The organism is Streptosporangium brasiliense (genome assembly GCF_030811595.1).
GTDB classification, from domain to species: Bacteria; Actinomycetota; Actinomycetes; order Streptosporangiales; family Streptosporangiaceae; genus Streptosporangium; species Streptosporangium brasiliense.
In genome coordinates this window covers 7,679,955-7,692,157 of sequence record NZ_JAUSRB010000002.1, presented here as the reverse complement: position 1 = coordinate 7,692,157, position 12,203 = coordinate 7,679,955, and the positions used below count along the sequence as shown (strand labels likewise).

15 protein-coding genes are annotated in these 12,203 nt (G+C 68.3%); 11 read left to right on the top strand and 4 right to left on the bottom strand.

All coding sequences use genetic code 11. The features are described from left to right. The first annotated feature begins 94 nt into the window (after nucleotides 1–94). The 3 genes from J2S55_RS44265 to J2S55_RS44255 all read left to right on the top strand — a co-directional run bounded on the left by J2S55_RS44265 (nucleotide 95) and on the right by J2S55_RS44255 (nucleotide 1,686). Nucleotides 95–397: a putative quinol monooxygenase gene (locus J2S55_RS44265; protein WP_306873892.1), complete on the top strand. Its 303-nt coding sequence runs from the start codon at nucleotides 95–97 to the stop codon at nucleotides 395–397. 85 nt (nucleotides 398–482) lie between these two features. Further along, nucleotides 483–1,235, top strand: a complete 753-nt coding sequence (locus tag J2S55_RS44260; protein ID WP_306873889.1) for an AraC family transcriptional regulator — start codon at nucleotides 483–485, stop codon at nucleotides 1,233–1,235. Between the two features lie 106 nt (nucleotides 1,236–1,341). Further along, complete coding sequence (locus J2S55_RS44255) at nucleotides 1,342–1,686, top strand: hypothetical protein (protein WP_306873886.1); 345 nt, start codon at nucleotides 1,342–1,344, stop codon at nucleotides 1,684–1,686. A gap of 237 nt (nucleotides 1,687–1,923) precedes the next feature. Here the strand turns inward: J2S55_RS44255 and J2S55_RS44250 are convergent, their stop codons facing one another. Further along, nucleotides 1,924–2,673 carry a phosphotransferase gene (locus tag J2S55_RS44250; RefSeq protein ID WP_306873883.1) on the bottom strand — a complete coding sequence of 250 codons (750 nt, stop codon included), beginning with the start codon at nucleotides 2,671–2,673 and terminating at the stop codon, nucleotides 1,924–1,926. A gap of 180 nt (nucleotides 2,674–2,853) precedes the next feature. Further along, complete coding sequence (locus J2S55_RS44245) at nucleotides 2,854–3,378, bottom strand: hypothetical protein (RefSeq protein WP_306873881.1); 525 nt, start codon at nucleotides 3,376–3,378, stop codon at nucleotides 2,854–2,856. A 207-nt stretch (nucleotides 3,379–3,585) separates the two neighbouring features. Between J2S55_RS44245 and J2S55_RS44240 the strand changes: the two genes are divergently transcribed. The 3 genes from J2S55_RS44240 (at nucleotide 3,586) to coaD (ending at nucleotide 4,970) form a co-directional block, all read left to right on the top strand. After that, complete coding sequence (locus tag J2S55_RS44240; protein WP_306873879.1) at nucleotides 3,586–4,143, top strand: transposase family protein; 558 nt, start codon at nucleotides 3,586–3,588, stop codon at nucleotides 4,141–4,143. Then, nucleotides 4,124–4,333 (top strand): hypothetical protein, encoded by a 210-nt coding sequence (locus J2S55_RS44235; RefSeq protein ID WP_306873877.1) that lies wholly within the window; start codon nucleotides 4,124–4,126, stop codon nucleotides 4,331–4,333. The genes J2S55_RS44240 and J2S55_RS44235 overlap by 20 nt, the downstream gene beginning before the upstream one ends. A gap of 202 nt (nucleotides 4,334–4,535) precedes the next feature. After that, the gene (gene coaD, locus J2S55_RS44230) at nucleotides 4,536–4,970 is read left to right on the top strand and encodes a pantetheine-phosphate adenylyltransferase (protein ID WP_306873874.1); all 435 of its coding nucleotides are present in this window, start codon (nucleotides 4,536–4,538) and stop codon (nucleotides 4,968–4,970) included. Nucleotides 4,971–5,044: 74 nt separating this feature from the next. On the opposite strand, the gene J2S55_RS44225 is transcribed toward coaD, so the two are convergent. Continuing rightward, on the bottom strand, nucleotides 5,045–5,335 hold the full coding sequence (locus J2S55_RS44225) for a transposase (RefSeq protein WP_306873871.1): 291 nt from the start codon (nucleotides 5,333–5,335) through the stop codon (nucleotides 5,045–5,047). A gap of 202 nt (nucleotides 5,336–5,537) precedes the next feature. Between J2S55_RS44225 and J2S55_RS44220 the strand changes: the two genes are divergently transcribed. Both J2S55_RS44220 and J2S55_RS48580 read left to right on the top strand, forming a co-directional pair. Continuing rightward, nucleotides 5,538–6,446 (top strand): universal stress protein, encoded by a 909-nt coding sequence (locus J2S55_RS44220; protein WP_306873868.1) that lies wholly within the window; start codon nucleotides 5,538–5,540, stop codon nucleotides 6,444–6,446. A 12-nt stretch (nucleotides 6,447–6,458) separates the two neighbouring features. Further along, nucleotides 6,459–6,578, top strand: a complete 120-nt coding sequence (locus tag J2S55_RS48580) for a CBS domain-containing protein (RefSeq protein ID WP_370879762.1) — start codon at nucleotides 6,459–6,461, stop codon at nucleotides 6,576–6,578. Here J2S55_RS48580 and J2S55_RS44215 read toward each other — a convergent pair whose 3' ends face one another. Continuing rightward, entirely contained in the window at nucleotides 6,579–7,943 is a 1,365-nt protein-coding gene (locus J2S55_RS44215) for a bifunctional aminoglycoside phosphotransferase/ATP-binding protein (RefSeq protein WP_306873863.1), read from the bottom strand. Nucleotides 7,944–8,059: 116 nt separating this feature from the next. Here J2S55_RS44215 and J2S55_RS44210 point away from each other — a divergent pair, with 116 nt between their 5' ends. The 3 genes from J2S55_RS44210 (at nucleotide 8,060) to J2S55_RS44200 (ending at nucleotide 11,597) form a co-directional block, all read left to right on the top strand. Beyond that, entirely contained in the window at nucleotides 8,060–9,010 is a 951-nt protein-coding gene (locus tag J2S55_RS44210) for an ATP-dependent metallopeptidase FtsH/Yme1/Tma family protein (RefSeq protein ID WP_442480497.1), read from the top strand. Between the two features lie 639 nt (nucleotides 9,011–9,649). Further along, complete coding sequence (locus J2S55_RS44205; protein ID WP_306873857.1) at nucleotides 9,650–10,528, top strand: universal stress protein; 879 nt, start codon at nucleotides 9,650–9,652, stop codon at nucleotides 10,526–10,528. 217 nt (nucleotides 10,529–10,745) lie between these two features. Then, nucleotides 10,746–11,597 (top strand): universal stress protein, encoded by an 852-nt coding sequence (locus J2S55_RS44200; protein WP_306873855.1) that lies wholly within the window; start codon nucleotides 10,746–10,748, stop codon nucleotides 11,595–11,597. Nucleotides 11,598–12,203 lie beyond the last annotated feature (606 nt).

Below are 12,203 nucleotides of genomic sequence, written 5' to 3'. Positions count from 1 at the left end.
ACGCGTCCGGCTCGCGGAAGCCGGCCAGGCCTGGTCGGTGTGAGGATCGGGACATCCCCGGGCGGCAGTCGCCGCCCCGATCCAGGAGGTCCTCATGATCATTGCCATTGTCGACTTCGACACCGCCGCTGCCGACCGTGTGGCCGCCCTGGCCCATCTCGACAGCGTCTGCGACGAGGTGCGCGCGATGCCGGGCAACGTTGCCTTTCGGGCGTACGCCTCCCGGGAGGACGAGACCCGGGTAACCGTGATCCACGAGTGGGACGACGAGGAGTCGTTTGTCGGCTACCTGAAGTCGGACTCCTTCGCACGCTCCGGTGAGATGCTTCAGCCGATGATGGCCGGGGCGCCGGTGAGCCGGCGCTTTCGCGCGGAGTCGCTGGAGACCGTGGCCTGACCGGTGTCATGGCGGCTGCCTACGATTGGCTCATGCGAGGCTGGTGTCATGGTGGCTCCTACGATTGGTTCATGCGAGGCTGCGGATGAACCGGAAGGCGTACAGCTTCGTCCGCACGTTCTCGCAGGAGCCCGCTCGCACGCTTGAAGTGGACCGCCACTACCTGCTCTGCGCCTCGGCCGGTGCCCTCCGGCTCGAGGCGCAGGGCCAGGCGTGGCTGCTGCCGCCGGCACGGGCCGCCCTGATCGAGGCGGGCCAGGCGATAAAGGTGAGCATCCCGCAGCCGGTCACGACCGCGTCCGTGCTGTTTGACCCCCGATTCACCGCGGCCCCGCCGGCGCCGTTGACCGTATTCGACCTCAGCTCTCTGGCACGCGCACTGGTCAACGAGTGCGGCACCTGGGGCGAGAGCGACGAGCCTCTTACGGCGTACGCCGAGACGCTTTTCGCCGCGCTCGGCGCGGTGTGCTGGCGGCTCGCCGAGCGGCCGAGTCCAGTCGTCGTGCCGGCGGGGCGATCACCGGAACTGCGTCGAGCCCTGCAGTTGACCGAGGAGCGGCTCGGCGGCGAGCTCCGCTTCGAGGACGTGGCTGAGGAGGTGGGCCTGGCGCCACGGTCGCTGGCCCGGCGCTTCGAGGATGAGACCGGTATGACGTGGCGGGCAGTCCTGCGCCGGATGCGGGTCCTGCGTGCGATCGAAGAACTGGCCGCGGGCGATACTCCGATCACCGAGATTGCGTTCACGGTCGGCTACACCTCACTGTCGGCGTTCAACGCCGCGTTCCGACAGCTGACCGCCCGTACACCCACGGAGTACCGAGCCAGCTTCCGGCCCTGACCAGATAGTCGCCGGCACAGTTCTCTCGCGGATTTCGCGGGACGGTGACGGGCTGGACGGGCCGGAGTCCGTGCCGGCTCCAGCTGATGCCGATCCGGAGACTCAGTTGCGGGCACCCAAGCCGGTGTTGGACGAGTATGGCGGCGCCGCGATCCGCTCGGTGTGGAAGCTGGCCGAGGAGCGGGGGCAGACGTCGGGGACCGCATTGACGCAAGCCGCGATCGACCTGGACTGTCTGCCCGCACTCGAAGCTGCCGCTGGATCGGGATCGAAGCAAGCCGAGCTTGTGTGGCCTCGACATGAGCCGGTGATGCGAGTGCTGGACGACTTCCGCGGTCTTCGACAGGTGGCGGCCGAGGCGCCGGAGCGGGCGCGTCTGCTCGCGGCTGAGCTCCGGCAAGCAACTGCCGAACTGGAGGCCGATCTATCTCTGGAGAACGATCTGAGTTGATCTTGTGTACCAGAACGCGGATTGGTGTACAAGATCAACTCAGCTGGGGCGCGGGCATACAGCTCGCGCCCGCTATTGCCGGAACGGCTCGTGTTTTACCCAGAAGGCTCTGTCCGCGGTGGCAAGGCCCGACGAAGGAGGGCCGCGGCAGTTTCCTGAGTCAACCTAGGTGGGCTTCCTCCGTAGATTGCTCCTGTGTAAGCGGCCACGGAAACCCTAGTCGGCGGACATGTAGGTCTAGGTGGGCGGACATCGGAAATTCTGGTCGATGGCTACGTAAATCTCTCGATCTTGACCGGCCTTCAGCCTCTGCGATCTGCCATGTGGCCGATCGCAGGCAGGGTGCAGGGAGCTCACCAGCGCCACGGCCTCGTCGAGGAGTTGTCTCTCGGCCTGACTCAGCGTCGGGTTGGCGGCCCGTATTGCCAGAGCCTTTTCGAGGTCGATCGCGTGGTCGACGTCGCTGAGCAGGGAAACCAGGATCGTGCGGGCCAGGGGCGCCTCGGCCCGCGGGCCCACCGCGACCTCCGCCAGGATCAGAACGGACATCCCCCAATCCAGCGCGGGCGGGCCCTCCCTGGTATCGGCCCAGTCGATCACCACTGGTCCCTCGGGCGTAAGCATCACGTTCTCCGGGTGCAGATCGAGGTGGAGAACACGATCCGTTGGATCGGTCGAGACCCGTGGCGGGAGAGCGTGCAGGCGACGCAGCAGCCCCGCGAGAATCGCGCCGGCTTCTGCTGGAGTGATCATGCCCTGCTGGAGCGCCTCGACCATGGTCGGGCCGGACAGCCGCTCCATGATCAGGTCCCCGCCTGCAATCGGTCCGACACGCGGCGCCGGATAACCCTGGCTGGAAAGGTGAGACATCACGGCCGCCTCGGCGGAGGCGTCACCGCCGTCCCGATAGCGGCGCAACACCCATGCGTCGTCGACCACGAACACGTCCGCAGTGCGGCCGGAACCGAGTAAAGGACCGGGTTGCATGCCAGGAGCATAGGGCGCACGACGGTATGAACGGCAACCGCCTCTTTGGTGATGTGCACCCTTCCGCTCAGGCCACTCACCACGACACCACCTGGCCACCCATCAGGAAGTTTCGGGTTCTGGTACAAAAGTCGTGAAGCGGTGACGGAACGTGCTCTTCTTCTAGATCGCGGTCAAGGTCTACTGTCCGGCGAGCCCAGTCTCGCGGGCGTAGCCGGGCGACAGGACGACCGGGCCGGTCCACTCGCGAACGACGGCTACCAGCTGGGAACGATCAGGCTTGGTGGGAAGGACGCCGATACCCCGCGCCCAGTTCTCCAGCAACCCCTCGGTCGTCGCGATGCAGGTAGTGACGAGAGTGTGGGGTTGGTGCTGGTTGTTCCAGGTGTGCCACAGGGCCCAGCCCTCGGCGCGCGCTTCGACCCCAAGACGGCCGCAGAGCTCTGCATAGGAGTTTGAGTCCGGCCCGATCAGCCCGGCACCCGCGATCCGGTACAACGGCCGTTCGTCGACGCACCCGTCGCCATCGAAGTGGTAGTGGCGCAAGGTTCGCGCGAGTTCATTGATCGCACGTTGGAGTGGATTTGCATCGTCTAGGTCGGGCGAGTAACTGAGCCGGTCTTCACCGAAGGCATGCTCGACCAGGTCGCGGGCGAGCAGTTCGACGCGGCGCAAGTAGTCAAGTTCATCAAGATCAGATGACACGCGGATCAGTCTGCCAGTTGCCCATGCGAGGGGCTCTCGAATATTCCCGGGGTGATCGCGATTCCGTAACAGACTGCGTATGGATGCGGCCGCACCGTAATGATCAGGTTCGGCCAAGAATCCGATCATCCACGAGCGGCCGCGAGGGCTATTGTGCTGCGCTTCCAAGTGGGCGGCGAGAGTTCCCACTTCGATCTTCTCCCACTCTTGTTCCTCCACCTGGCGGTCGTCCAGGTAGAGAAAGCGACGGAGGACGGAGGCGGCCTGCTGGTCAGCGCACGAGTGAAGACCTCCGAGGCCGGATGCGGCGCCTGCGGCACGCTCAGCCAGCGGATCCACAGCCGCTATCGTCGCCGTCTACAGGACATGACCTGCGGCGAAGTGCCCGTGACCATCGAACTGGAAGTGCGGCGGTGGTTCTGCGTCAACCTCGACTGTCCGGTCCGCACCTTCGCCGAGCAGGTGGCCGGGCTGGCCCGGCCGTACGCACGGCGGACTTCGGCACTGCGTCGGCTGCTGGAACACATCGCGCTGGCGCTGGCCGGGAGAGCCGGGGCACACTTGGCCAGCCAGTTGGGCATCACCGTGTCCCGATCCCTGCTGATCCGGGCGCTGCCCGACCCCGAGATCGGCTCGATCGCCCCGACCGCCGGTCGGGGGCACCATCGCCGGCGATCGTCACGGCCTGGCCATGATGGCGCCGATCCGTGGACGCGGACCTGGTCGACAAGGTCAGGCGGCGCTCATGACCACATCACCCGATGACCTGCCGGTGCTGCAGGTGCGCGGCGGCATCACCTGCACCGACGACGAACGCCCCCTGGTCGACGGCGGGCCCGTGCCTCCGGGCCGGTATCGGCTGCAGCTCGGCGACGAGGACGGGGAGATGCCGGTGCTGACCGTGGCCGGCGATGACGAGGGGCTCGTGGTGATCAGCGCGGCTGAACTGTCGTAGGGCGTCGTGGGCGGCGGCCCGTGTCCGATCGGCGGAGCGCGCCGGGCGGCGCGGGCCGGGACCGGCCCCAGGCCGCATGCCCGGTCGGCCGGCCACCGGGCGCGCGGCGGGACGCGCGGGCGCGGGCCGCCCTTGATCTTGGTGGTCTGGCTGCCCTGGCACTTCATCACCGGGGATCGGCCGCTTGTTAGTCTTTCCGATCATGCGAGCCCTCTTCCCAGGATCCTTCGACCCGGTCACTCAAGGGCACCAGGACGTTCTCCGCCGTGCCGCGCTCCTGTTCGACGAGGTCGTCGTCTGCGTGATGTTCAATTCGAACAAGACCGGCCGCTTCCCGATCGCCGAGCGGCTGGACCAGCTCCGCGCGGCAGCAACCGGCCTGAGCAACGTCACGATCGACTCCCACACCGGCGGCCTGCTGGTCGACTACTGCCGCCGAGTCGGAATCGACGTCGTCATCCGCGGAGTCCGCAACGTTCACGACCTGGACTACGAAATGCCGATGGCCCACATGAACCACGAACTGGCCGGAGTCGAAACGTTCTTCATCGCTGCAGACCCCGCCCACGCCCACATCTCCTCCACCCTCGTCACCGCGATGAGCCGACAAGCCCTTGGATCGTGTCCTGAACGATGATTTGAGCGAGCTTCTTTCTGCAGGTGAGGGCGGCTGCGAGGGTGAGGAGGGCGGCGAACAGGGGGCCGTGGCGTTCATAGCGGATGGTGAGGCGACGGCAGCCAAGCAGCCAGGCATCCGGTGATGAGGTCGCTTCGGTACTGGATCTCGCGGAGTCCTCGGCGAAGGGAGCGGAGCAGTTGGCCGGGCTCGGTGAAGGCGAGGATGGTCTGGCTGCTGCGTCGCAGCATGGACCAGACGCTCTCCACCGGGTTGAGGTCGGGCGCATACGGCGGCAGACAGTAGACGGTGAGCCGATCGCGGGCGTCGATGAGGGCGCGCAGCCGGACATCGCGGTGCACGTTGAGGTTGTCCCCGACGAGCACGGTCGGGGCGCCGAGCCGGCAGTGGGCCGCGATCAGCAGATCCCGGTAGTCGCTCCAGCAACTTCGTTAACTGCCGGCCGTCTCAGGAACGGCCCGGCTATGGCCATGGCGGAAACCAAGGCGGAAGGTCCTACGCCGGTGGGACCTTCCGCCCTGCCACGCTGAGGTCTTTGCCGCCGATCCTGGGAAGGGGGTGGAAGGGATGACTGATTCCCGCGACGTCGTCGTCGGCTATGACGGCTCCGACTTCTCCATGCAGGCCTTGGAGTGGGCGATGGACGAGGCCGAGCTGAGGAAGCTGCCGTTGACGGTGTCCCACGCCTGGCGATGGCCGTACGGCGAGGCCGACGAGGAGGCCAGAGGCCACCTGCGCAAGGCCGCCGAGCACGTGCTGTACCACGGCGGCGAGTGCGCCCGCTCGTGCAGCACGATCACCGATGTCGCTACCGATCTGTATGAGGGAGCCGCCGCCGAGCGGCTGGTGGAGCTGTCGGCCCGCGCGGAGCTGGTCGTGGTGGGCTCGCGCGGGATGGGCGCTCTGGCCCGGGCCGTTGTGGGGTCGGTGGCCGGCTACGTGGCGGCGCACGCGTGCTGCCCGGTGGTCGTCGTGCGTGGGCCCGGCCCGATTCCCGTTCCGCGGCACCGTGGGTCGGTGGTCATGGGGATGACCGGGCACACGCCCGACGCGGCGATCGAGTTCGCCTTCGCCGAGGCCGACATCCGGAGGCTGCCCTTGGTGGCGGTGCACGTCGGACATCTGCAGCCGATGGCGTGGAGCGCGCCGATGCCGCTGGTGCCCGACACGCAAGCCATTACGACGGCGGCCGAAGACGACATGCTCGAACGGTTGCAGCCGTGGCGGGCCGCCCATCCCGCGGTGTCGGTGCGCACCTACTTTGTCGCCGCATCACCCAAGGACGCCCTGCTGGATCTGTCGAAGGAGGCCGCTCTGATGGTGGTCGGCGGCGCACGCGGGCACGGCAGGCTCGGCTCGGTGACCGCCTCGATCCTTCAACATGCGTCCTGCGCCGTCGCGGTCGTCCCTGTTCTGAAGGAGAAGCCACTGCAGGCCGAGGCTTCACTTTCCACCTCCCACACCGTCGAAGGCTGATCAGAGATCTCCATGTTGGTGGCGACCATGCGCCGGTTCAAGGTGAGCGCTGTCGCCGTGATCGACACCGACGGACGCGCAGTCGGGATGGTGTCGGAAGACAACCTGCTGTTACCTGAACAATGCAGATGATCAGCCGGGTTCCATTTGAGGGCGTCGGAACCGCCAGGACACAGGGGCCGGAGAAGCGTTGATCACGGTCAACGCCCGCTGCAATGCCTGTTCCGGGGAGGCGCTGGTGTCGATCTCGGCCGCGTCGGGCCAAGGGGCCATCCTCGCCGCGATGGCCGCGCCGATCGCCTGATCGGCGTCTGAGACGGCGCCGGTACGGCGGGCGAGGCGTTCGGCGGCGACCTGCGGCAGAGCGGTGCAGTGCAAGGCCACCAGGTCGCTGGAGGTGCGCTGGGCGAGGCGCTCGGCCGCTGCCCGGTGCCCGGCGTCGCCCCATGAAGCGTCGAGGATGACCGGCTCGCCATGCTCAAGCAGCTTCCCGGCTCGCGACAGCAACTCGTCGTAGGTGCGTTCGGTGTGCTCATGGGTGTAGATGCCTTCGCCGAAGGGAGCGGAGGCGGACTGGTCAGGCGAGATGCCGGCCAGTTCCTTACGGACGCGGTCGCTGTTCAGCAATGTGTAACCGAGACGGTCGGCGAGGGCGGCGGCCAGGGTCGATTTGCCGGTTCCCGGGGCTCCGCCGATGAGGATCAGGGTTATCGTGCCTGCCCGCAGGTGGCGCAGTGTGAGCTCGGCGAACTGGCGAGCCTCCCCGGCCGCACCGGAGTCTCCCTGCCCCTGTCGGAAGCAGGCGACCTTGGCGCGGACGAAAGCTCGGTAGGCGACATAGTGATGCCACAGCGAGGGCGGGGCGGGGTCGCCGGTGAACTCGGTGTAGTGGTGCAAGAACACCTCCGCCAGCCGCGGTGCTCCCAGCCGTTCCAGGTCCATGGCCAGGAAGGCCGCGTCGTCAAGGCCGTCGACAAAGCGCAGTCGTTCGTCGAATTCCAGGCAGTCCAAAATCCGCGGTCCGTCGTCCAGGCAGAAGATGTCCTCTGCGAGCAGGTCGCCGTGGCCGTCCACGATGCGGCCCTCATCGGTACGGACGGTGAACAGGGCATCACGGCCGTCGAGGAAGCGCAGCGTGAGCCGTTCGATCTCCCCGACGATCTCGGGGCCGAGGACCGGCTCGGGAAGCGCCCGGACCTGATCGAAGCTCGCGCTCCACCGTGAACGTAGCGCCTGCTCGCTTCCCTGCTGGTCGATCTGGGGGCTGTGGCGGGAGCGTCCGTGCATGCTCGCGACCATCCGGGCGATCTGTCGCAGGTGTTCCTCGACCGGCTTCCCCGAATCGATCATGGCGGCGAGGCGGCGTTCTTCGGGCATGCGCCGCATCACGACGAGATGCTCACAGACCTGCCCGTCCGGGCCGAGCACGTCGGCGACTCCCTCGTAGACATCCGGAGCCAGCCGCCGGTTCAGCTCCACCTCCTCATGGCAGCTCATCTCCCGGGTCTTTCGGCCCTGCTGCGCCTCTGTCGTGTGGTTGAAAGCTGGCGGTGAGCAGGGAAACCGATGGGGAGACCGGCTGATGATCACGCGAATTCGACTGCGCGGCCGGCATGCGACGGGTAAAAGCGAAGCCAGGACCACCGAACGAGCCCCCACCTCCGCCGACGACCCCGCCGCCTCCCAACTGGCGGAGTTGGCTGCTACCGGCGGCGATGACGATCTTCCTGTTGTGGCTGCTGATACCCATCATGTTCACCGGGTCGGCGGCCACGCCGTACTCCTACAGCGACTTCGTGACGAAGGTGAGCGCCGGGCAGGTCAAGGCGGTGACGATTGACGATCAGGGTGCGGTGTCCGGCGACCTGAAGGATGGCGCGAGCGACGCCCATGACCTCGACGCGGCACGCGACCGGGTACTGCTGGGCCGCCGGGAGACCTCCAACGCTCTGCTCCCGCAAGAGCGCCACGCGGTGGCCGTGCATGAATCCGGGCATGCGCTGCTCGCCACGTTGTGCGAGCACGCCGACCCGGTCGCGAAGGTGACCATCCTTCCCGCCGGTCTGACACTCGGCGTCACCGAGCAACTGCCCGAGGCCGAGCGGCACCTCTACAGCGAGAGCTATCTGGCCGACCTGCTCGCCGTACGGCTCGGCGGCCGGGCCGCGGAACTGGTCGTCTTCGGCGAAGGCTCCACCGGCGCCGCCAACGACCTGGCGGCCGCCACGCAGATCGCCACTCGCATGGTGCGTGACTTCGGCCTGTCGCCCGCGCTCGGCCCGGTCGGCTACTCCTCGGCCACTCCCCAGTATCTGGGCGAGGACGCCGAGAACTTCCAGCGCAAGCCGTACTCCGAGCGGACCCAGAAGATCATCGACGAAGAGGTGGCCCGGCTTCTCAGCGGGGCGGAGAAGCGCGCGATCGACCTGCTGCGCGCCCACCGCGGCGCTCTCGACCGGCTCGCGGCGATCATGGTGGAACACGAGACCATCGCCGGTGACGTCGTCGGTAGCGTGTTGCAGGCTGAGCGGCCTGCGGCTACCGGCCTGGGCGTCACCGCGTGACGGGCGGGTTTCCCGACGGCGCCCGGACGACCAACCCGATCCGGCCGACCTGTCCCAGGAAAAGCCGGTTCATGAGTGGCGGTGATGGGCGACGGACCCGAGATAGGCATGTCCGTGCCGAGAGTGCGCAGCGGCCACGATCTTCACCGGCCGTTACGGTGGAGACGAAGAGGAACGGTCCTGAGCCGTTCTTCGGGGCGGCCCTTCGCCTTCGTCCGGGAATATCGCGCGGACCAGGCCGGGCAGCGCCTGCTGGAACTGATCCCCGCCGAGGTCAGGGCCGTCCGGGACGGACGCCGCGTGATTGGGCGCCGGCGGCGCCGGCCGTGCCCGTGGTCGTGGCGACCGATACGCTGCAAAGGCGATTCAGGCCCGGAGCGGCCCACGATGAGCGGCTCCTTCCTGCTTTCCGACGGCAGGCGCCGAAGCCGGTGCGGACAGGCTGGACGTCCTCGCCGAGCAGACCTGTCGAACCTGAGATCGCCAATGGCGGCAATCACGGTGGACGTGGTTCCGGCCCGATCGGTGATCATAGGGGGAGCGGCCGGGATCGGTCATGACCGCTGAACCCGCGTCCGTCCGCAACGACATCCAGGGCGCCTGGACCGCCTGACACACCGACGTCTGAGGAGCCCCGTCATGAACAGATCCGTAATCGCCGGCACCGATGGCTCTCCCGCCGCGTCGGAGGCGGTGCAATGGGCCGCGCGTGAGGCCGTACTGCACGCCAGGCCCCTGAGGATCGTTCACGTTCGCGAGCAGTGGGCCGGCGACGTCCCCATCCACACGATGAAGAACTACCGGGATCCAGAGGCGAAGCACTGCCGTGCGATGCTCGCGGATGCGGCCGAGGCGGCGCGGGCGAGTGCGCCTGGCCTGCAGGTCACCACCGCACTCGTTGACGGGGACCTCGTCCAAAGGCTCCTGGAGGAGTCCGAGGCGGCCGATCAGATCGTGATCGGCAGCCGAGGCCAGGGCGGGTTCGCCGGGCTGCTGCTGGGCTCGGTCGGCATGGGCGTCGCGGGCCACGCCGGCTGTCCCGTCGTCGTCGTCCGCGGTGACTCCGCGACACGCCACGGCCGGATCGTGGTCGGGGTCGACGGATCGGAGGGTGCGGAGGCCGCGCTCGCTCACGCCTTCGCCGAGGCCGAGATCCGAGATGCCGTCGTGCACGCCGTCCACGCCTGGCAGCCCCCTGGCCTGTCCACGCCGGCCGTCGAGAGCGGATCCGTGGGGGAGAGGATCCTCGCTGAGAGAGGCGCGTTCTTCCGGCAGGTGCTGGCTCCGTGGCGGGAGCGGTTCCCCCGTGTCACGGTGACCGAGTCGATCGTCTGTGGTCACCCGGTCGGAGTCCTCCGCGACGCCTCCACCGAGGCCGACATGGTCGTCGTCGGCTCCCGGGGTCACGGCCTGCTCGCCTCCGCCGTCTTCGGCTCGGTCAGCCACGGCGTCCTTCACCACGCCCACTGTCCCGTCGCCGTCGTCCGTCCGAAGAGGGCGGCTCCGGAGCCGGCGTAATCCTCCGGACGGAGCAGGCGCCCGAACGCGGTCGGCGGGAAAGGCGGTGCGGTGGCGCGCCTGATCGGCCGCGGCGCCGGAGAATCCTCAGCTGCGCGTCCGGACTCTCCGCCGGGGGAAAGGGCGAAGGTCCTGTTCATGCCGGGACGATCGCCCCTGGGGAAAACGCCGACGCTGCGGTCGGATGGAAGCGCAGCAGAAGCGAGAGGAACATGTCATGACCGAATCGATCACCGCTGCGACGGACGGCTCGCCCGCCGCCATGGCGGCCGTGAAATGGGCGGCTGATGACGCCGCCCGCAGAGGGTTGCCGTTGCAGATCGTCCACGTCGTGGAGCGCTGGCCGTATGGCGTCGCCGCGTTCCCGCCGCCCGACTGGGCCGAGCTCGCGGCGCGCGCCGGCGAGCAGGTGCTCGTCGAAGCGATCACCGTGGTCACGGAATACCGGCCGGACGTCCGGGTGAGGACCGAACTGATCGAGGGATCACCGGCCAAGGTTCTGCGGGAGCAGGCCGGCACGGCCACCGAGATCGTGATCGGCAGCCGCGGCCTGGGCGGCTTCGTCGGCGCCCTGCTGGGCTCAATGGTCCTCCACGTGGCCGGTCATGTGCCCGGCACCGTCGTAGTCGTCAGGGGGGACGCCGGCGAGCCGCACGGTGAGATCGTCGTGGGTGTCGACGGCTCCGCCGAATGCGAGCCCGCGCTGGCCTACGCCTTCGAGCAGGCCAAACTGCGCGGCTGCGCGTTGCGCGCCGTCCACGCCTGGCAGCGGCCGGTGTACGGCCTCATACCGGAGATCCCCGCCGACATAGAAGAGGTTCACCGTTCCCACCAGCGTATGGTGCGAGACAAGCTCGCTGCCTGGCGGGAGAAGTTTCCCGAGGTGGAGGTGGTGGAGGACGTTCGGGGCGCGCATCCGGTCGAGGCTCTGGCCGATGCTTCGACCAGGGCCGACCTGGTCGTCGTGGGCTCGAAGGGGATGGGGGCGGTCGGCTCGGTGCTGCTGGGCTCCGTCAGCCGCGGCGTGCTGCACCACGCCCACGGCCCGGTGGCGGTGGTCAACTCGTGACCACCGGCCTCGTACGGCAGGCCTGACGAGCCGTCGGCGTGAGCCGCTGACCGTCCGCTCACGCCCATCAGCCGCGGTTCGACCGGGGAAGAAAATCTCATGATCGTCGTTGGAGTCGACGGTTCGCCAGGCGTGCCGCCGCGATCGAGTTCGCGTTCGCCGAGGCCGGCGCCGACTGCGCCCGCGCGCGCGGCACGATCGTCAACGTGGTGACCGATCTTTACGGAGGCTCTGCCACGCAGCGGCTCGTCGAGGTGTCGGCCGGCGCGGCTCCCTCGGTGGCCGGCCGCCGAAGTTCGACGCGGCCGACTATGAAGAGCGCCACGCGGTGGAGTGCGGCATCAATCGCCTCAAGCGCCACCGCGCGGTCGCCATGAGATACGACAAGCTCGCCGTCCGCTACGGGGCGACCGTGCTGGCCGCAGCCATCAACGAGTGGCTGTGACCAGCACTTTCGAAACCCAGCCCGGTGCTTCAGCCGGCACCGGAGCGGTGCAGTCGGCGAAAGTGAGTCCTCACGCGACGGAACGATCAGGCTGCGGAAGACTTCGTCGGCGACAGGGGAGGGAGCCGTGATGGTGGGCGATGGTGCTGCGGCGGCCACCG